This window comes from Falseniella ignava CCUG 37419, assembly GCF_000301055.1.
Lineage (GTDB): Bacteria > Bacillota > Bacilli > Lactobacillales > Aerococcaceae > Falseniella > Falseniella ignava.
Window position 1 is genome coordinate 33,611 of record NZ_JH932300.1, and the last position, 19,982, is coordinate 53,592.

18 protein-coding genes are annotated in these 19,982 nt (G+C 39.6%); 16 read left to right on the plus strand and 2 right to left on the minus strand.

Annotated elements, in window-relative coordinates; genetic code table 11:
- Position 1: 1 nt before the first annotated feature.
- From HMPREF9707_RS00195 to HMPREF9707_RS08415, 5 genes are read left to right on the plus strand one after another with little or no spacing between them, the layout of a single operon-like run.
- Positions 2–1,114 (plus strand): hypothetical protein, encoded by a 1,113-nt coding sequence (locus HMPREF9707_RS00195; protein ID WP_006700706.1) that lies wholly within the window; start codon positions 2–4, stop codon positions 1,112–1,114.
- Positions 1,114–1,863 (plus strand): CPBP family intramembrane glutamic endopeptidase, encoded by a 750-nt coding sequence (locus tag HMPREF9707_RS00200; RefSeq protein ID WP_006700707.1) that lies wholly within the window; start codon positions 1,114–1,116, stop codon positions 1,861–1,863. Before HMPREF9707_RS00195 ends, HMPREF9707_RS00200 begins: the two co-directional genes overlap by 1 nt.
- 43 nt (positions 1,864–1,906) lie before the next feature.
- Positions 1,907–3,472, plus strand: a complete 1,566-nt coding sequence (cls, locus tag HMPREF9707_RS00205) for a cardiolipin synthase (RefSeq protein ID WP_006700708.1) — start codon at positions 1,907–1,909, stop codon at positions 3,470–3,472.
- Positions 3,473–3,498: 26 nt separating this feature from the next.
- Positions 3,499–4,497, plus strand: a complete 999-nt coding sequence (gene ypfJ, locus HMPREF9707_RS00210) for a KPN_02809 family neutral zinc metallopeptidase (RefSeq protein WP_006700709.1) — start codon at positions 3,499–3,501, stop codon at positions 4,495–4,497.
- 25 nt (positions 4,498–4,522) lie between these two features.
- Positions 4,523–5,866: a polysaccharide deacetylase family protein gene (locus HMPREF9707_RS08415; RefSeq protein ID WP_006700710.1), complete on the plus strand. Its 1,344-nt coding sequence runs from the start codon at positions 4,523–4,525 to the stop codon at positions 5,864–5,866.
- Positions 5,867–5,920: 54 nt separating this feature from the next.
- On the opposite strand, the gene HMPREF9707_RS00220 is transcribed toward HMPREF9707_RS08415, so the two are convergent.
- Positions 5,921–6,559: a hypothetical protein gene (locus HMPREF9707_RS00220; RefSeq protein ID WP_006700711.1), complete on the minus strand. Its 639-nt coding sequence runs from the start codon at positions 6,557–6,559 to the stop codon at positions 5,921–5,923.
- A 286-nt stretch (positions 6,560–6,845) separates the two neighbouring features.
- On the opposite strand from HMPREF9707_RS00220, the gene HMPREF9707_RS00225 reads away from it, so the two are divergent.
- The 11 genes from HMPREF9707_RS00225 (at position 6,846) to HMPREF9707_RS00275 (ending at position 18,516) form a co-directional block, all read left to right on the plus strand.
- Positions 6,846–8,147 (plus strand): solute carrier family 23 protein, encoded by a 1,302-nt coding sequence (locus HMPREF9707_RS00225; RefSeq protein WP_006700712.1) that lies wholly within the window; start codon positions 6,846–6,848, stop codon positions 8,145–8,147.
- 141 nt (positions 8,148–8,288) lie between these two features.
- Positions 8,289–8,990, plus strand: a complete 702-nt coding sequence (locus HMPREF9707_RS00230) for a zinc metallopeptidase (RefSeq protein ID WP_198003478.1) — start codon at positions 8,289–8,291, stop codon at positions 8,988–8,990.
- A gap of 243 nt (positions 8,991–9,233) precedes the next feature.
- Positions 9,234–10,343 carry a metal ABC transporter substrate-binding protein gene (locus HMPREF9707_RS00235; RefSeq protein ID WP_006700714.1) on the plus strand — a complete coding sequence of 370 codons (1,110 nt, stop codon included), beginning with the start codon at positions 9,234–9,236 and terminating at the stop codon, positions 10,341–10,343.
- Between the two features lie 33 nt (positions 10,344–10,376).
- Positions 10,377–11,069 (plus strand): metal ABC transporter ATP-binding protein, encoded by a 693-nt coding sequence (locus HMPREF9707_RS00240; RefSeq protein WP_006700715.1) that lies wholly within the window; start codon positions 10,377–10,379, stop codon positions 11,067–11,069.
- Positions 11,030–11,836, plus strand: coding sequence for a metal ABC transporter permease (locus HMPREF9707_RS00245; protein WP_040442771.1), 807 nt, complete (start codon positions 11,030–11,032; stop codon positions 11,834–11,836). The genes HMPREF9707_RS00240 and HMPREF9707_RS00245 overlap by 40 nt, the downstream gene beginning before the upstream one ends.
- A gap of 106 nt (positions 11,837–11,942) precedes the next feature.
- Complete coding sequence (locus HMPREF9707_RS00250; RefSeq protein WP_006700717.1) at positions 11,943–13,298, plus strand: MATE family efflux transporter; 1,356 nt, start codon at positions 11,943–11,945, stop codon at positions 13,296–13,298.
- Positions 13,299–13,511: 213 nt separating this feature from the next.
- Entirely contained in the window at positions 13,512–14,798 is a 1,287-nt protein-coding gene (locus HMPREF9707_RS00255) for an ABC transporter substrate-binding protein (protein WP_006700718.1), read from the plus strand.
- 79 nt (positions 14,799–14,877) lie between these two features.
- The gene (locus HMPREF9707_RS00260) at positions 14,878–15,708 is read left to right on the plus strand and encodes a metallophosphoesterase family protein (RefSeq protein WP_006700719.1); all 831 of its coding nucleotides are present in this window, start codon (positions 14,878–14,880) and stop codon (positions 15,706–15,708) included.
- Positions 15,709–15,716: 8 nt separating this feature from the next.
- Complete coding sequence (locus HMPREF9707_RS00265; protein ID WP_006700720.1) at positions 15,717–16,604, plus strand: carbohydrate ABC transporter permease; 888 nt, start codon at positions 15,717–15,719, stop codon at positions 16,602–16,604.
- Positions 16,594–17,418, plus strand: a complete 825-nt coding sequence (locus tag HMPREF9707_RS00270) for a carbohydrate ABC transporter permease (RefSeq protein ID WP_006700721.1) — start codon at positions 16,594–16,596, stop codon at positions 17,416–17,418. The genes HMPREF9707_RS00265 and HMPREF9707_RS00270 overlap by 11 nt, the downstream gene beginning before the upstream one ends.
- 12 nt (positions 17,419–17,430) lie before the next feature.
- Positions 17,431–18,516 carry an ABC transporter ATP-binding protein gene (locus HMPREF9707_RS00275; RefSeq protein ID WP_006700722.1) on the plus strand — a complete coding sequence of 362 codons (1,086 nt, stop codon included), beginning with the start codon at positions 17,431–17,433 and terminating at the stop codon, positions 18,514–18,516.
- Positions 18,517–18,614: 98 nt separating this feature from the next.
- Here the strand turns inward: HMPREF9707_RS00275 and HMPREF9707_RS00280 are convergent, their stop codons facing one another.
- Positions 18,615–19,928, minus strand: coding sequence for a D-serine ammonia-lyase (locus HMPREF9707_RS00280; protein WP_006700723.1), 1,314 nt, complete (start codon positions 19,926–19,928; stop codon positions 18,615–18,617).
- Positions 19,929–19,982: the final 54 nt, after the last annotated feature.

A 19,982-nucleotide genomic window follows, 5' to 3' on the forward strand; every position in this document is an offset into this window, starting at 1 on the left:
TATGAATAAAACAATCAAAAAATGGCTAATATGCTTGACGGTGCTAGCGCTCCTTCCCGTTACAAGTATTAAAGCCGATAATTTAACGCCAATTAAACGAATTGAGTGGAAAGGGTCGAATTCGGAAGCGTCCACAGAGGAACCGTCAACGGATTCGGAAGAGACGATGGAAGCGGAGGAATCTCCTGAAGGTGAACAAGAAAGAACAGATTCAGCTGAGGAATTATCGACCGACCAAATTAGTCATGAGAGTCCTTTAGAATTTGTTAAAACATTAAGTCGCGTGAAGCAACGTAGTTTGGAGTATGTTTCATTTGCTAAGGGTGAAGAGACGATGAGCCTCTTATCACATACGTTACATAAAGATGGCGACCGTTACTTTATTGCGCAAGTCTATCCGCCATTCTTACCTTATACTCAATATGTTGAAAGTGATCGTCAATCGATTCAACAAGCATACCTGTCAATTGATGAGTTAAAAGCTTATGCAGCCGACGCACTGGAACAACAGCCTCAAATTTATCAAGAGAGTCCGGTCGCGCAACTTCACGACTTCTTCCAGCAGAACGAAGCAGCACCTGACTTAAGTGATAAGTGTTTGGTCATCGATCCACAAAATAGCCGACTCGGTCCAATTGTAATGGATATGTTCACGATTGAGACCTTCCTGATGGATGTGATCGAAGAGTGGTTAGCCTATGACTCCGTCAACGAGGCTTTTATGGAGACGGAATTAGGGATCCAAGTTGATATTCATGGAGCGAACGGTGAATTATTCAACCAAATTGCACAAGAACGTATGAGTAATTACCCAGGCATCGAGTCCTTTATGGAACAATTCAGCCAAGGTATCGCCGGTACATTAATGATTAACTATGATAAAAACCTCCTTGGATTAGGATTGATTGCAGAAGCTACGGATGAATTAGTAACGGGTTCTGAAATATACCTTGAAGCATCTGAAGATGCGCTCCCACCTTTTACAGCGGATCAATTAATGACAACTGACCAATTCAATGAGCTGGTAGGTTTTGATGTATTAAAAGAAGTGAATGAATTCGAAGCGGGCTTAACCGCCGATCAATTTGTGCCAGTAGAGGAGAGTGGTGAATAATGAAATTAGGATCTATGAAAGCGCCTTGGGGGGACCAAGTTAAAGGTAGTTGGTGGAAAGCTTTATTAATTGTCATCGTCTATTTTGTTTTGCGTGTGATGTTTGAATCTTGGATGTATGCTCAAGGAGCCTTAAAAGTTACTGCAGAACCGACACTCGATATGTTACAAGACCCCGAATTTTTGGGGCAAGTCTTCCAAGTAACTCAAGTGGAAAGTGTTGTTGGGGGCATTCTTTTAACATTATTCGTGATTGGTGTCAGTTATAAAGTTGGCTTCCGTTTCTTCCAATTTAAGACAATGAATTGGAAAAATATCTTGCAAGCTTTAGGGATTTATCTAGGATTTTTTGCACTTCAAATCGCATGGGGTGCACTAGTGACCCAAGTTGCCCCAGAATATACCCAACCTGATAATCAAACGCTTGTCCAAGAGATGGTCGGTAATATGAACTTAATTTATGCCTTTATTACGGTCGTAATTATTGCCCCTATCGTCGAAGAATATTTATTGCGTGGGTTGATTATGAAGTATATCTTCACCTATACACCTGCGCTGGGCTTTATTGTCTCTTCAATTATTTTTGCCCTATTACATTCACCCGCTAATTGGATTGATTTTACAACCTACTTTATTCTTTCTGCTTGTTTAGCTGGAGTGTACTGGTATTCACGTCGATTAGAATATTCTATCTTTTTACATATGGTACAAAACTTGATTGGATTCTTAACGATTATTTCCATGAGTTAGTGAGTCAGTGCTTCAAGTTTTTTAAAATGAAAGGGGGAGTTCGATGTTTAAAGCAGATAAAGCACCGATGATTCGTGCTGGTATCTTAGGTATATTATTTGTGTTACAAATCATCTGGTTTATTATGATTGCAACTTCTGTTATCGAATATTTCTCCTTACTTTCGATGTTATTGCAACTAACTTCGATTTTTGTCACGTTATATTTAATTGTTAAGGATGAAAATCCTGCTTATAAGGTAACTTGGCTTGTCGTATTGTTTATTGTGCCATTGTTTGGGACCGTCTTATATTTGTTAATCGGTAACAAACGTCCCGCCCGATGGATTCGTCGCCGAATCGAATATCAAGAACAACATCACATGCACGGTCTAGCCGAAGTTCCTGATATTAATGGCGTCCTTAAGCATAAAGATCCACTCTTAGCCGGGATCAGTCACTATGTCCGTCAAGTGTCGAATATGCCACTCTACCCGCTCACCGATGTCAAATATTATCCGGTCGGCGAAGCGGTGATGGAGGATTTATTAAGAGATTTAAATGACGCGAAAGAAACGATTTTTATTGAGTTCTTTATTGTTTCCCATGGGAAAATGTTCGATCAAATCTTTGAAATATTGATTCGTAAGGCACAAGAGGGGCTGGACGTGCGTTTCTTATACGATGGTTTTGGGGCGTTAACACGATTACCAGAAAACTTTGTAGAACAATTGGAGCGTTATGGTATTAAGGGGGTAAAATTTAACCCTGTCCGTCCATTCCTCTCGATGGTTTATAATACACGTGATCACCGAAAATTTATCATTGTTGATGGCAAGATTGGTTACACAGGTGGAATGAACTTGGCAGATGAATATATTAACGTTGAAGAGCGCTTTGGCTACTGGAAAGATAATATGATCCGTGTGGAAGGGCCAGTAGTTTGGTCGATGACCAATCTTTTCCTTAATATGTTCAATGCAGATTATCCCATTGACGAATCTTACTTACCTTATCGCGATGAGACTTATTTTGAGCAAATGGAAGCCTTCGCAAATGATGAAAGTGTTTTGGAAAATTATCAAGGTGGATTTGTTCAAACATTTGGAGATACGCCCTTAGATAATGAACAAATTGGTGAGAGTGTCTACCGCGAAATATTAGGACAGGCTACCGATTATGTTTATATTTATACTCCTTATTTAGTGATATCCTATGAGATGCAAACCGCGATGCAGTTAGCAGCGAAACGCGGTGTAGAGGTCATCTTATTAACACCTGGAATTCCAGATAAAAAATTAGTCTTTCGGGTGACCCGCTCGTATTATCGTCCGTTACTGGAAGCGGGGGTCAAAATTTATGAGTATACCCCAGGATTTTTACATGCGAAGACCTTTGTGTCAGACGACGTGATTGCTACAGTAGGAACGATTAATTTAGATTATCGTTCCTTATACTTACATTTTGAATCGAATACGCTGTTGTACCATCATCCAGTTATCCATTCGATTCGGGAAGATTTTGAGCAGACATTGCTTCTCAGTCGTGAAGTAACATTGGATGATATAAAAGTTGGTGTGTTTGGTGGTTTATGGAATGCAATATTAAGATTAGGTGCACCGTTGATATAGTATATAGATGAGAGAGGATGTATTAAATGAAGTGGGAAGATTTACGACGCAGTCAGAACGTTGAAGATCGACGTGGACAAAATAGCTCACCCTTTAACCGTCGGAGGCCAGGTGGTTCATACCGCATGCCAGGAGGGTCTGGCGGACTCGGTGGAGGCGGGTTATTCGGTTTAATTCGATTATTATTGATGCTACCTGGGATGGGACGGATTGTATTATTAATTATTGGCGGGATGTTACTTTTCCAATTTTTTGGTGGGCTCGGCTTGGGTGATTCTTCGCAACATTCTCAACCGAATTCGGATTATCGTACCCAACAAGTCGATCGCAATAATGCTTCCGTCAATCGAGATCAAATCGATTCAGGTGAAATTAGCGACCAAGACTATGAATTTATGACACGTGTGTTAGGAAGTACCGAAGATTTTTGGCACGAAATATTTCAATCAGAAGGCCGTTCGTATCGCGAGCCGCAACTTGTTATTTACGAACGTGGAACCATGACGGGTGGGTGTGGGATTGGTCAAGCCCAAGCGGGACCATTTTACTGTCCAGCCGATGAGACGGTCTATATAGACTTATCATTTTGGGAACAATTGTCCCAACGCTTCGGGGCACCCGGAGATTTCGCACAAGCGTATGTCTTGGCCCATGAAGTAGGACACCATATTCAAAATGAATTAGGTATTATGGATGAATATCAGAGAGCACGTCGTCGTTTGTCAGAACGAGAAGGGAATGCGTTAAACGTCCGACTCGAACTTCAAGCCGATTATTTTGCCGGAGCATGGGCTAAATATGCGGAAGAATTAGGTATTTTAGACGAAGGGGATATCGAAGAAGCTCTTCAAGCTGCATTTGCAGTAGGAGATGATACGATTCAAGAGCAAACCTATGGGCGAGTCGTTCAAGACAGCTTTACTCATGGAACTGCTGAGCAGCGTCAAGCGTGGTTTATGGAAGGGTACCGCTATGGTGATTTAGCTCACAGTGATACTTTTAATCGAAGATTAAGCAATGAATAATTATAACGTATAGGAGATGGAAGGTTTGAAGTCACAGCAACATTGGCACCGCGGATTGATTTTAAGTCTTTTCGGCGCACTCATGGTTATTGTGTATCTTTATGGTATGGTCTGGGTGCCCTCTTATCAAGAGCGTGTTGCAAAAGCGGAGTTAGCATTAGAAGAATTGTGGCAAAATCCTCAAGGGGAATTACCTGTTTTGCGTGAGGATGTGGATGAACAAACCTTGCATCAGATTTATTCGGAGCTAGTTAAGTTAGCACCCGAAGAATATACGCAACTTGTTCCCTCTTATGAGGAGGCTTTCGAGCAGTTAACGTTTCGTCAGTGGTCAGATTCAGTATTACGATTGACTGTACAGGATGGCGCTTTGAAAATTGATGTGCAAGCGGATGTGAACGATCAACAAATTCTTCAGTTACAACAAAAAGCTCAAAATGTTTTAACGCAACATTTGGATCAATGGGAAGCAGTTTTTGAATCAGCACGACACCAATTGCGTGAAATGGAGTCAGGTCTCGCATACTTAGGTGAATATGAATCGAGCGTAACTTATTCACGAGATAACTTGAACGACGCATTGGAGTTATTGAATAGAGCAAGTGATTATCTTGAACCTTGGTTGGATCAAACTTATCTTGCTTCTTACTTGGATCAATATCAGCATCAATTGGGTTTGTTTGCGGATTATCTCGTTAAGGAGTATCAAGTTGATTCTTATACGGAAGCAACAATGTTACAAATCCAAGAGAACCCAGCGCTATTTACGTTATTGGATGGGACACCGCTCCATCAACGTCCGAAGATTGCACTGACTTTTGATGATGGGCCTAATGAAGAATTTACACCGCAAATATTAAATATCTTAAATCAATACGGGGCTAAAGGAGTTTTCTTCGTTTATGGGGCGTATGTTGAACAGTTCCCTGATATGGCGCGGCGCATTATTAACGAGGGGCATTTGATTGGGAATCATTCTTATAGCCACCCGAATTTCGATGACATATCCGACGAGGAGGTCTTACAACAAATCAATTGGACGCAAGAAATTGTTGAGGAAGCGACAGGTTATCTTCCAACAATGTATCGAATGCCTTTTGGAGCGGGTGGATTGAGAGTAGTCCAGTTGTTACCTGAGTTAACGTCAATCACTTGGAATTTAGACTCATTGGATTGGCAGCTCCAAGATGCGCAAGCAATTTTTGATCGGGTCATCCCGATGTTAAGTAATGATACGTTACTTTTAATGCATGATACGAGTCAAACATCGGTCGATGCATTGGCACTCCTAATGCCAGTATTGGTGGAGCGAGGCTATGAATTTGTCTTCCCTGATCAATTAATTTATCAAAATCGTTATTATGAATAAACGAATCCCTCTAAAGGTTCAGGCAAAAAGAGAATCTTTAGAGGGATTTTATCATTATTCGTAAAGTGAACTCATTGAAAAGAGTGAATAAGTCGATGTACCTAAATGGTATGGAATTAAGTAGTCATGTGTTTCATCATAATAGCTGATCATAACTAAACGATTGCCAATCATTGATAGTGCCGTATTCATTAAGTGGACGTCACTCGAATCGACTTTGGCTTCGGCTTCCGGATAAGTGTGCGGAACGACAATTCGAACCACATATTGACTAGTATTATTTAATTGCATGGTCACTTGATCAACGGTAGCTTCAAGTTGCTTTAATTGCTCGTCTTCGGCTAATGTTTTCTGGATTCTTTTTAAGATAGGTTTAGAGACCGGTTCGAGATTATTATCTTGTTCATCTTCTGGCACATCTTCGATAAAGTAAGCATTGACCGCTTCACGTACTTCACCAATCGGAATTTCATCAGGGAGTTGGGTTGGGGGTACAGATAAGTTATTATCAACAATCTCACCAAATACATTCTCATATTCTTTATTAGGAATTTTGTTGCCAGTACCCAGACTATCAATATCAATACCAGATTGAGCGGCTTGGTCGTCTTGAGCAGGATCGTCGTTATTAGACCCAAACCAACTACATCCAGTCATTAAAATCGTTAAGATGAGTAAGGTTATTCGTTTCATATAAATCAGTCCTTTATTTATTCGTAGTTGCATTGTAACAAGGAATGCAGCGAGATACCATAACAACTGTGTATCATTTTGGCGAAATCTTGACATCTTTTAAAGTGATGTTTATTTTTCTAAAATGCTGGTTGCAATTAATATTTATCATGGTATTATGTCATAAGACAATAAGGACTTTTAAGGTAATCCCGTGAGGTTACTAAGGTCACCCGTTGATTTAAAGCCCTTATTCTCAAAAAATAGGGGCTTTTTGTGTGCAATCAGCTCCGTGAGGAGAGAGAAAATGGAAAATATTCAAACGACTAATCAGACGAAGATGTTACTAGATGTAGATGATAAGCCGAAATTATTACCGGGCTTACTACTTAGTTTCCAACATGTCTTTGCGATGTTTGGGGCGACAGTTCTCGTCCCCTTAATTTTAGGGCTATCCGTATCGACTGCATTATTAGCCAGTGGTGTCGGTACGCTAATTTATATGATTTTGACACAATTTAAAGTGCCAATTTATTTAGGGTCAAGCTTTGCTTATATTAGTGGTATGGCGCTCGCGATTGAACAGATGAATGGTGATATTAGTGCCGCCCAAACGGGAATTATGATGGTCGGACTTGTCTATGTCTTAGTCAGTGTTTTAATTAAATTTATTGGCGTCGAGTGGATTAACTACTTATTCCCACCGATTGTGATTGGTCCAATGATTATCGTGATCGGGTTAGGTCTTTCAGCCACCGCCGTTTCCAATGCAGGGTTGGCGCAAGACGGGGATTTACGTAATGTACTTGTAGCGATTGTAACTTTTGCAGTAGCGGCTTTAGTCACTTCAAAAGGTAAAGGTTTTATTCAAGTTATTCCATTCTTAATTGCGATTATCGTCGGTTATATCTTCGCCTTGGCGCTTGGTTTAGTTGACTTGTCACCGGTTGCTGCAGCAAATTGGATTCAATTGCCAGAATTCAGTCTTCCTTGGGGAGAGGGAGCTGGTAGTTACCGCTTCTACTTCGGTCCTGAAGCTTGGGCGCTCGTTCCAATTTCATTTGTAACGATTGCAGAGCATATGGGAGACTCAATGGTTATTAGTGAAATTACCGGCCGCAACTTCTTGGAAAATCCAGGACTTGACCGTACAATCTTGGGGGATGGCGTTGCGACATTTGTGTCAGCGTTTATTGGTGGTCCTGCCAACACTACTTACGGTGAAAACACAGGTGTCATTGGGATGACCCGCGTGGCGAGCGTCTCAGTAATTCGAAATGCAGCGATTATTGCGATTTTATTAAGCTGTCTAGGCAAATTTACCGCCTTAGTCTCTACTATCCCATCAGCAGTGCTAGGAGGAATGTCTATTCTTCTATACGGCGTAATTGCAAGTAACGGTCTGAAAGTGCTTATTACAAATCGCGTTGACTTTGCACATACACGTAACTTAATTATTGCGAGTGCAATGTTAGTTATCGGGCTTGGGGGTGCAGTACTAAATATCGGAGGCGTGTTGATGATTTCAGGGACTGCTCTCAGTGCGATTGTTGGGGTTATCTTAAATATAGTCTTACCTTATGAGACTTTAGCAGACGCGAATAACTAATTTATTCATAATTTTTGTGAAAGCATCTCGTTGAGGTGCTTTTTTTAATGGAAATAATTTCATTAGTAAGGCATTGAACTCCTCAATAAATACAACACTATGATATAATATGATCAAGAAATATTAAGGTAGGAGGAAAATATTATGCCTTACTCTTATTATGGATTTGATGCAACTTATTTATTAGTTTTAATTGCGATGGCGATTGTAGGTTGGGCCCAGTTTAAAGTAAAATCGACATTTAATAAATACGACCAGTTGATGACCGAGCACCAGGTGACAGGCCGACAAGCTGCAGAATTTATATTACAACAATCAGGGATTACAAATGTGCGCGTTGAGCCAGTTGCAGGACATTTAACCGATCATTATGATCCAAGAAATAAAGTTTTACGTCTATCTGAGGCAACCTATCAAAATACTTCAGTGTCCGCGGTAGCCGTTGCTGCGCACGAGTGTGGACACGCCTTGCAAGATGCACAAGATTATAAATTTATGCGTGTAAGAGCTGCATTAGTGCCAGTTGTCAATCTAGGATCCACAATCGCAATGCCATTGATTTTAATTGGTTTTCTGATGCAAATAGTAGGCCTCATTCAATTGGGCATTCTAGCTTTTAGCTTGGTCTTGTTATTCCAACTTGTCACGTTGCCAGTTGAATTTGATGCGAGTCGCCGCGCGATTGAAATTTTAGGTCAAGGACATATCTTTACTGAAGCAGAAGTTCAACCTGCGAGAAAAGTATTGCGTGCAGCAGGCTTTACCTATGTCGCGGCAAGTTTAAGTACATTGTTCCAAATCGTCCGCTTCATCCTATTATCTAACCGTTCAAATCGTAATTAATCGAATTAAAATAAATGAAAAAAGTTTCAGGTGTAGCTTAATTATCGATGGTTGATAAGGTCTAACCCTTGTAATACCAAGGGGTTAGGCCATCACAGAGTGGATTCGAAAAGGAACACATGAATGATTCTTCCTTTGACTATTAAAAGTCTCTGATTAATAATGTGTTATGTTTGAGCGCCGGAACGAGGTAAAAATTCTGCGCTCATCAATCATTAAAATTTGAAATAGGAGGAATCATTAATGATGAAAAAAATTATCAAAATGATGGCAGCATTCAGCTTAATGTTAAGCCATCTTGTATTGCCAACTGCGTCAGCTCAAGAAGGAATGGATATTGTAACAACGATTTATCCAGTCTATTATCTAGCTAAGCGTATTGCGCAACCCGATGCAAATATTACAATGTTAGTGCCAAGTGGTGGCGATGCGCATGGTTATGAACCAAGCACACAAGATGTAGTTAAAATTCAAGAGGCAGATATGTTTATTTATCAAAGCCAAGAAATGGAATTCTTTATGCAAGCAATGGCGCCGGTCTTAGAGGATGGCGAGGTAACCGTGGTGGAATCCGTTGAAGGGTTACAACTTCTGAAAGGTTCAGATGACCACGACCATGATCACGACCATGACCACGACCACGATCACGACCATGACCACGACCACGATCACGACCACGATCATGACCACGATCACGACCATGACCACGACCATGACCACGACCACGATCACGACCACGATCACGACCACGATCATGACCATGACCATGACCATGACCACGACCATGACCACGATCACGACCACGACCACGATCATGACCACGACCACGGACATACGCACGAATGGGATCCTCATAGCTGGTTATCACCTAAGTTTTATGCAGAACAAGCTAAAGTTGTAATGGAAGCATTGATCGCGAAAGATCCTGAAAATGAAGCAGGTTACCGTGAACGTACTGAAGCATTAATTGAAGAATTGAATGAATTAGATCAACACTACCATGAAGCGTTAGAATCATTAGAAGATCGTCGCATTGTTGTACAACACCCAGCATTTGGCTACTTGGCTCATGAATATAATCTAGAGCAAATCGGTATTACTGGCTTATTAACGAATAGCGATCCAAGTGCTGAAACAATGGCAGAAATGATTGAATTCATTAAAGAAAATAATATTAAAGCAATTTATGTAGACCCAGCAATGCCAACAGAGGTTTCAGAAGCGATTGCTAATGAAGCAGGCGTAGAAGTTCGTCCATTGCGTACTTTAGAAACAATTTCACAAGAAGAGAGTGCAGAAGGACTGGACTATTTCGATTTAATGAATGAGAACTTAGCTTCTTTAACAAAATAACTTTTTAATAATTTGACCCTGGAGAGTGATCGAATGGCAATTTTAAAAGTAAATAATCTCGCATTCTCCTATGGGGAAGAGCGAGTCTTACATGATATTAACTTCCAAATCGATTCGGGAGAATTTATTATATTAACCGGTGAGAATGGTGCAGCCAAGTCAACATTAGTTCGCCTAATATTGGGGCTTTTACTGCCTGAATCCGGAACGGTTGAATTGCAACCAACGAATGATCAAGGCGAGCCGCTGCAAATCGGCTATGTCCCACAGGACGTCACAGTCTTTAATAACGGCTTTCCAAGTACGGTTCAAAAATTAGTAGAGTCAGGGCGTTATCCGCAAGGACGTTGGTTCAAACGACTGACAGACGAAGATCATGCGCATGTCGATCGCGCTCTGGAATCGGTCGGGATGGCACACTTAAGAAATCGCAAGGTTGGAGATCTATCCGGTGGGCAAAAACAACGGATTAATATCGCACGGGTCTTCGCGCAAGACCCGGATTTCTTTATCTTAGATGAACCGACAACAGGAATGGATGTAGCTTCACGCAAGTCATTCTATCAATTGTTGAATCATAGTAGTAAGGTTCACCACAAGACTATTTTGATGGTGACGCATAGCGATAGTGAAATGGAAGGATTATATGACCGTGAGATTTATTTAACGCGTGAGAAAGGGGTGGAGTGGCGATGCTTCAATACCAATTCATCCAACGAGCATTAATTGCGGGTGTAGCCTTATCCTTTATTACCCCGATTTTAGGCTTATTATTAATTTTGCGTCGTCAGTCACTCTTGTCCGATACTTTATCGCATGTTTCCTTAGTTGGGGTGGCACTTGGCTTATTACTAAAATTCAATCTAACAGTGTCCACCATTATTGTCGTTGTCATCGCGTCGATGTTACTGGAGTCGATGCGACGGATGTATCGCAACTTTTCAGAAGTCTCAATTGCGGTGATGATGTCAGGTGGAATGGCTTTAGCCTTGGTTCTATTAAGTCTTTCAACGAGTGCTTCATCAGTTCAAATTGATAAGTACCTTTTTGGGACGATCTTACTTATTACGCAACAAGAAGTCTATTTATTGATTGGCCTAGCAGTGATTGTTGTCATTCTTTATGCAATCTATCATCGGATTTTGTATGTGATGAGCTTTAACGAAGATACGGCACATACGAGTGGGTTGCCCGTACAGTTTATTTCGATGGCTATTTCAGTTATCAATGGCATTGTGATTAGTTTGATGATGCCGATTGTCGGAGCTCTGTTAGTATCGGCCTTAGTTGTGATTCCAGCGGCAACGTCGATTAGTATTTCTAAGAGCTTTAATCAAGCGATTGGAATTGGAATTGTGATTAACTTAATCGGTATCATTGGAGGAATTATTTCATCATTTTATTTTGATACTCCTCCAGGAGCGACGATTACACTCTTCTTTATTGTAATCTTTGTGGTGACATCCCTGATCAAAAATCAATTTACCGATTAACAAATTCTTAAAAGCCTCCTTCGGGAGGTTTTTTCTTGTTAATTGGGAGAAGTTCGCTATAATAAGTAAGGTATTTCAGATGAAGAGAGAATAAGTAGGTGATTCAGTGAATAAGAATATCAATTTATTGGAAGGTAACATTAAATCCACCTTATTGCGCTTGTCCATTCCTTTAGCATTAACGGCATTTATCCAAATCGCTTACGGATTTGTTGATATGTTATGGATTGCGAAATTAGGAACCAATGCCGTTGCAGGAGTCGGTATCGCAGGCTTTGTCTTCTGGATTGCGAACTCGTTAGCATTGATACCTAAGATTGGGATGGGGGTTTATGCTTCGCAGGCTTATGGTTCAAATCATAAAGATGAGACGATTCGTGTAATCAACAACGGACTTCTACAGGCACTCATCTTAGGCCTTCTATTTACGCTGTTCTCCTTAGCCGTACGTAATGTATTTATTGAGTTTTATCAATTGGGGATGGAAGCAGAGCAAAGTGCTAAGGAGTATATGACCATTGTCGCTTCGGCTATGTTGTTATTTTTTGTGAATCCCATTTTGACGCAATCTTTTACATCGTTAGGAAATTCTTTTACACCTTTTGTTATTAATACGATTGGTTTAGTTGCGAATATGATATTAGATCCCGTACTTATCTTTGGTTTTGGGACGATTGAACCGCAAGGTGTTGAAGGGGCGGCTTGGGCAACCGTATTGAGTCAATTATTTGTTTTCTTTGCTTTTATTTTAACAATTCTTATTGAAAATGGGCTTTTAAGACGTGCGATTACACGGATTACCTTACGTTGGGATTGGCAAGTTGCAATCTTCAAGTTAGGAATTCCAGCTGCTTTATTAAGTGGTTTTCATGCGAGTATTTCGATGGTCTTAAATCGTTTTATGTCTGGGTTCGGTCCGACACCCGTGGCAGTTACGTCCATTGGTTCTCAAATAGAATCCATTTCGTGGAACACTTCGGAAGGGCTACAAGTTGGGATTCAGGCATTAGTGGCCCAAAACTTTGGAGCTGGAAATGCTAAACGTGTTATCGAAAGTATTCGCGAATCCTTTAAGCTAATCTCAATGATTGGCGTCATCGCCACGATTGTTTTAGTAGTATTTAGCGAAGGCTTGTTTACGATGTTTATGCCACATGATCCGGAAGCAATTCGTCTAGGAAGTATTTATTTAATCATCTTAGGACTATCCCAAGCCTTTATGAGTATTGAGATTGGTTTGGCAGGAGCGTTTAATGGCTTATCGGATACTCGAACGCCGGCTTTAATCGGCGTGATTTTGAACCTATTCCGTATTCCAATTTCGCTAGTGCTAATGCCAATACTTGGTGTTATCGGGGTTTGGATTGCGATGAGTTCGACGTCGATTGCAAAAGGGGTCGTATCGATGTACTTACTGCGTTGTAAAGTCAATCGAATGGAATGGTTAATTGAAAATCGATAAAAGAAATTGAAGTTATAGAGGGACATTTCATTTTTTGAAATGTTCTTTTTATTTTCAGAAAAATCCTGCAATCTTAAGTGGATAGATCTTTTTTCGCTTTTTAAATTTACCTTATTTTTACGCTTAATTTACGCTATATTTACATCTTGAAACTATAATGAAAATGGGTTATGAAACTGGTAACTCAGACAAGAATAAATTTGGAGGAAAAGAATGAAGAAATTTATTAAAAAAGCTATCTCTCTAGCAATGGTTGCAATGACTTCTTTATCAATGATACCTGGCGGTGTAACAGCATCTGCTCAAGAAAAAGTCCAAATTAACTATTGGCATGTTAATGCAGACACCCAAGGTGGTAAAACCGTCGATGAATTGGTCAAAAAATTCAATGAATCACAAGATGAAATTGAAGTTGTGGCAACATTCAATCCAGATATGTATAAAGGCTTAATGCAAAACATGCAAGCAGCAGTTGCGGGCGGTAACACCCCTGACGTTGTACAAATCGGATGGGCTTTTGTGGATTATTTCTCTGAAAACTTTGAATATAACACACCTCAATCTATTATCGATCAATTTGATGCTGAAAACAAAAATTACTTGGAAGATAATTTCTTAGAAAACGTATTGGATCTAGCAGTAAATAAAGACGGTGAGTTAGTCGGGTTACCTTATTCAATCTCGAACCCTGTTTTATACATTAATAAGGATTTATTAAAAGAAGCTGGATTAGATGAAAATGGACCTAAAACATGGGAAGAAGTTCGTGAATTCGCTAAGACAGTGAAAGAGCAAACAGGCAAATATGGTTTCTATCTACAACAACCTGCAGATAATTGGGCAACACAAGCTTTGCTAGAATCTAATGGTGCTAACTTTATTGAAGAAGGTAAAGCAGCTTTTGCTTCACCAGAGGGGATTGAAGCTTATAAGTTATGGGCTGATATGGTAAATGAAGACCAAACAGCCGTTAATCTACCTTGGGACCAAGGGGTCCAAAGTTTTATCCAAGGTGAAGTTGCGATGTTATTTACAACGATTGCTCAAAGAACCAATGTTCAGTCAAATGCACAATTTGATGTCGCAACGATTACTGCACCTTCATGGGGAGACAAAGATATTCGCATCCCTGCCGGAGGCGCGATGCTAGTCTTAACGTCACAAGATGAAGCTAAAAAAGAAGCAACTTTGAAATTTATGAAATTCTTATACGAAAATGAAAATGTATTAGCTTGGACTGAAGGAACGGGATATGTACCATCAACAGCTACTGTTAAAGATTCAGATGAGATGAAAAAATTCTTGGAAGAAAACCCAATGATGGAAGCTGCGATGGTTCAAATGGACAAAGTGAATAAATGGGCTTCATTCCCTGGTCAAGCGGGCTTAGAAGCTGAGCAAATGTTATTAGATATGCGTGATGCAATTTTAACAGGTAAGAAGACTGTCGAAGAAGCATTACCTGAAACGCAAGAGGCCATTAATAACTTACTTAACTAATTTATTTGTTCAAATATTACTTATAAGAAAAGTCCTTGGGTTGCCAATGACTTTTCTTTTTTAGAAAGAGGTATAAAAAGTGAAAATCCTACATTTATCCGATACGCATTATACACGTGACATCGATGATCCTGAATTAAAGCCTGTATTGGACGCGCAAGTTCCCCTAGAGAAGAAATTCAATCAGATTTTAGAGCATGAAAACTTAGATACCTTTGATTTGGTGATGGTAACGGGAGATATTGTTCACGAAGGGACACCGGAAGATTATCGAACGATTAAAAATTTAATCGAAAGAACTTTTTCCCCGCTGCCGATTTATTTTTGCTTAGGAAATCATGACCGCAAGCCGGTATTTTACGAAGGGATGACTGGTGAGTCAAAGGATGCTAATTATGATTATGATTTTGAAATGGATCATTTCCATATTATTGTGCTCGATACGGCAAAGAATTATTCTCACAGTGGCATTTTAGACTCCACACAGATAGAGTGGCTTGAACGAACAATGGCAAAAAATAATCATAAGAAATTAATTTTTCAACACCATCCAATTATTGGGGGAATTTATTTCGATCAGTTTACGATGGAAGAACCGGATGAAGTTTTGCATTTGTTAAATAACCCCAACGTGGTTGGAGTCTTTACGGGACATACCCATTCGCCGGCAATCAATATTTATCAGCATTTAAAGCAATACACAACTTATGCCGTAAGTTTTGGGTTGGAGAAAGTAAAGGATGGGACCCAACATTTTACAGATACTTGTGGCTATTCTGTCATCGAGTATCGCGATGATTCCGGACTGACTGTTGCGCCACGAATTATTCAGCCGGCATATCAAATTTTAAAAACAACCAATCCAAACCAAATGAAAGAACTAAATAGTACCTATGAGTTTGAAGATTAGGAGATAAAATGAAAAATAAATCAATATTTAATTTAAAAGCTTTCGTATTTTTATTCCCTACCTTGCTTGTTTTTGGAATGTTTTTAGTATGGCCATTAATTTACACCGTCTATTTAAGTTTTTTTAAATGGAATATGATTTCTAAAAACAAAGTGTTTGTGGGGTTCGAAAATTATTTAACAATCTTTAAGGATAGCAGTACGAAGCAAATTTTAATGAATTCATTTTGGTATATTTTTTGGATTATTATATTTGCAGTCTGTCTACCCTATATTATGGCATTCGTCTTAAATTATCTTCTTCCAAAATTTATCGATGCCTATAAAGCAATTTTATTTGTACCTGCTGTCATGTCCTTAGTGGTTGCGTCGGTGTTATTTACTTGGATACTTAATCCTATTTCTGGACCGGTCGCTTTAATCTTACGTCAGGTAGGGATTTCGATGCCGTTTTGGTCTAATAGTGAAGGCTGGGTTATTTTCGTCATTGCTTTAATCGTTTCTTGGAAAGTATTTGGCTATAATTTCATTTTGTTATTTGCAGCTATTTCAGGGATTAGCAAAGAACTCATAGAATCAGCTAAAATGGATAATATTTCTAATGGGCGTATCTTTTTTAAGATTATTTTACCCATCTCATCTGCAACGGGGATTTATGTGTTAATTATGGCAATTGTGCAGGCGCTTCAGTATGTCTTTACACCGATTGCTGTATTAACTCAAGGCGGGCCCGATGGGGCAAGTTCCAATATTATTTACGAATCCTACCGCCAAGGATTCGAAATGTTTAATACAGGACGCTCAGCTGCTCTTTCAGTCATCACATTATTAATCTGTGTAATCTTATTATTGATTGAATATGTCTTTGTGGAAAGAAGGGTTTATTATGAAAACTAAAAACAAAAAATATATTTTTTGGCATATTCCCTTTATTTTCTTAATGGTTATTTCGCTGTATCCGATCGTCTTTGGGATTAGTAATTCGTTTAAAACGTTACAAGATGCGTATCATACGATTTTGCAGTTGATTCCAAGGAATCCAACGTTAGAAAATTTTAAGTATCTATCGGAATCATTGCCAATCGTAAAAATAACGATAAATACTTTTTTCATTGCATCTGTCACGACCTTAGTTCGCTTGACTATTTCATTTTTGGCTGCCTATGCCCTCACGTTCTTTAAATTCACGGGAAAAAGATTATTATATTTTGCGTTAATTTCTACGATTTTTATTCCCTTTACGGTAATTATGATTCCTAATTATTTGATGATGTCTGAATACAAATTATTAAATAATAATTGGGGTGTAATTTTGCCACAGTTGGCAGACGCAACAGGTATCTTCTTGCTCGTGCAGACGATGCGCCAAATACCAAAGCCGATTATTGAGGCAGCTAAAATTGATAATATTTCAGACTTGCAAATTATTAAAGGGATTGTCCTTCCGATAACACGGCACGCACTATTCTCAACAGGGATATGGTATTTTATTACGACTTGGAACGAATATGTATGGCCACGTTTAATATTAAACAAAGTAGAGAATTATACCTTGCCGATTGCGATTCAAAACTTCATTTCAGCAGAAGGTGGAACAAACTTTACGGTTGCAATGGCTGTGACGGTCATTACGATTATTTTCCCATTAGGATTGTATTTAATCTTCCAAAAATATATTATCGGAAGCTTTTCCTCATCGGGTATTAAATAGTAGGAGGCAATTATGACAGGAATAAAATTAGAAAATGTATCTAAAAGCTATGGTAATACTGAAGTAATCCATGAGATGGATTTAGAGATTAATGCTGGGGAACGGGTGGTTTTCTTAGGTCCTTCAGGATGTGGTAAATCCACGACGCTTCGAATGATAGCTGGGTTAGAATCTATTACATCTGGTAAGTTATACTTAGATGGGGAAGATGTAACAAATTTGGAGAGCGGAAAGCGAGATATTGCGATGGTTTTCCAAAATTATGCTTTGTATCCTAATATGACAGTTAAAGATAATATTACTTTCGCATTAAAAGCGAATAAAGTCGAAAAAAAGGAAATTGAAAGACGTCTTCAAAAAGCGCTTGAAATGTTAGACTTAACCCAATATCAAGATCGACTCCCAAAAGATTTGTCAGGGGGGCAAAGACAAAGGGTAGCCTTAGCCAGAGCCATCGTCAAACGCTCTAAGTATTTTTTACTGGATGAGCCACTCTCAAATCTTGATGTGACTTTACGACAATCAGCGCGGAATCAATTGATTGATATCCACGATGAATATCATCAGACTTTTATTTATGTTACACACGATCAAGTAGAGGCAATGACCCTAGGACACAGGATCGTCTTAATGAATAAAGGTAAAATACAAATGGTTGGGACGCCGGAAGAAGTCTATAATCAACCTAAGAATGTATTTACAGCTTCTTTTATCGGAACACCTAAGATGAATTTACAACCCGTGAGTTGGCGTGACAATCATCTGCTCATCGGTTCTCAAGAGTTAGAATTAAATAGCGAATGGTTGCAATACCTCAATGACTTCTCGGAGAAAGACTATATTATCGGAATTAGACCGGAACACATTAGCATCTCAAAAGAGCCTTCAGAGAATTCGATTCATGCTGTAGTTAAAATGACAGAAAATCTAGGACCGAATTATGCCGTTTATGTCGAGACAAAGTCGACCGAATGGGTTGTCATTAGCTCAATTCGAGATTGGGAAAAAGGGGATTCAGCGCATATTCACTTTGATGTGAATAAAATCCATCTATTTAACAAAACGACCGAAGAAAATATTGGTTATCCTAACAAATAAGTTAAAATGAGAGAAATTAAAAATCTAGCATCAAAAATACCAAGGTCATTGAATGGAGTTCAATAACCTTGGTATTTATTATATCTTTTATGAAGAAACTATCGACTTAAATAAGCCTTCATCACTTCTTGTGGAACAAGTGCACCGCCCGTTGCCCAACAGAGATGGGTAATCGATTGGGGGCTCGCAATCCCTGCTTGCTGAATATAATGTTGCATGCGTTGACCAACTTTACTGTCAACTTGATGGAGTTGGTCTATCGCAGCAAAAGTCGAACAGGCGGAAGGTTCGATTTGGATGGACTCGGTTTGATTTAATAATTTCATGTCGTCAAAGAGGGTGGCATCTTCAACGGTCATAATGCCTGCTATCAAAGAATCCATCAGCTGACCGATAAAGCTTGAAGGACGTCCTACAGCGAGGCCATCCGCTTCGGTTCGACCATCAATACCGACATCTTGAACACTAATATTTCCGTACTGCTCCGTTATCATGCCGATTAACATACTCGGCGCATGGGTAGGTTCGATAAAGAAAATATGGCAAGCGTCACCGAACAATCGTTTGAGTCCGTAGGCGACACCCCCTGGTGAGCCTCCAACACCGCAAGGTAAGTAAACAAATAAGGGATGTTCTATATCGACGGGCACGGCTTGTGCTTCAAGCTGCTTTTGCAAACGCAAGGCTGCAACAGCATAGCCCATAAATAATTGGAGAGACTGTTCGTCATCGATGAAGTAGCTATATGGATCTGATTCGGCCGCTTTTCGTCCTGTTTCAACAGCAAGGGTAAAGTCGCCTTCGTATTCTTCGACTTGAACGCCTTTGCTGCGGAGTAAATCTTTCTTCCACCCTTGGGCATCGCGTGACATATGAACAATGACCTTAAATCCAAGTGCGGCAGCGCTAATACCAATCGAAAGACCTAAGTTACCGGTTGATCCGACTTGTAGCGTATATCGATGAAAGTATTGACGTACTTCTGGTTTGGTTAAAGCAATATAATTATCTTGAGGTTGGATAAAGCCGGCCTCTAGAGCGAGTTGCTCAGCAAAATATAACACTTCATAAATTCCACCGCGTGCTTTAATCGATCCAGCCACCGCCAGGTGTGAATCCATCTTCAAATAGAGCGGGGCATTGAGTTGAATGGCTCGGGCAAAACGGTCAATTCGACGCAGTTCGGATTCAATTATCCCATCTTGTTGTTTGGTCTCGGGGAAGTAATGAGCAATTAATGGAGCAAATCGCTCTAATCTTGCGTTAGCAGCTTGAATATCTTCAAGTTGATAGGGTAATCTGGTCCACAAATTTTGAGTATCACTTTGTAACTTTGGATTGAGCCACAGCGTAGGCTCGAGATTGATTATCTCCGTCAATTCAGGATGTTGGGCGATAATTGAATTAAGCATGTTGAACCCTCCCATAATAATATTTTGTAATTCGTAACAAAATGGTTACGCTTT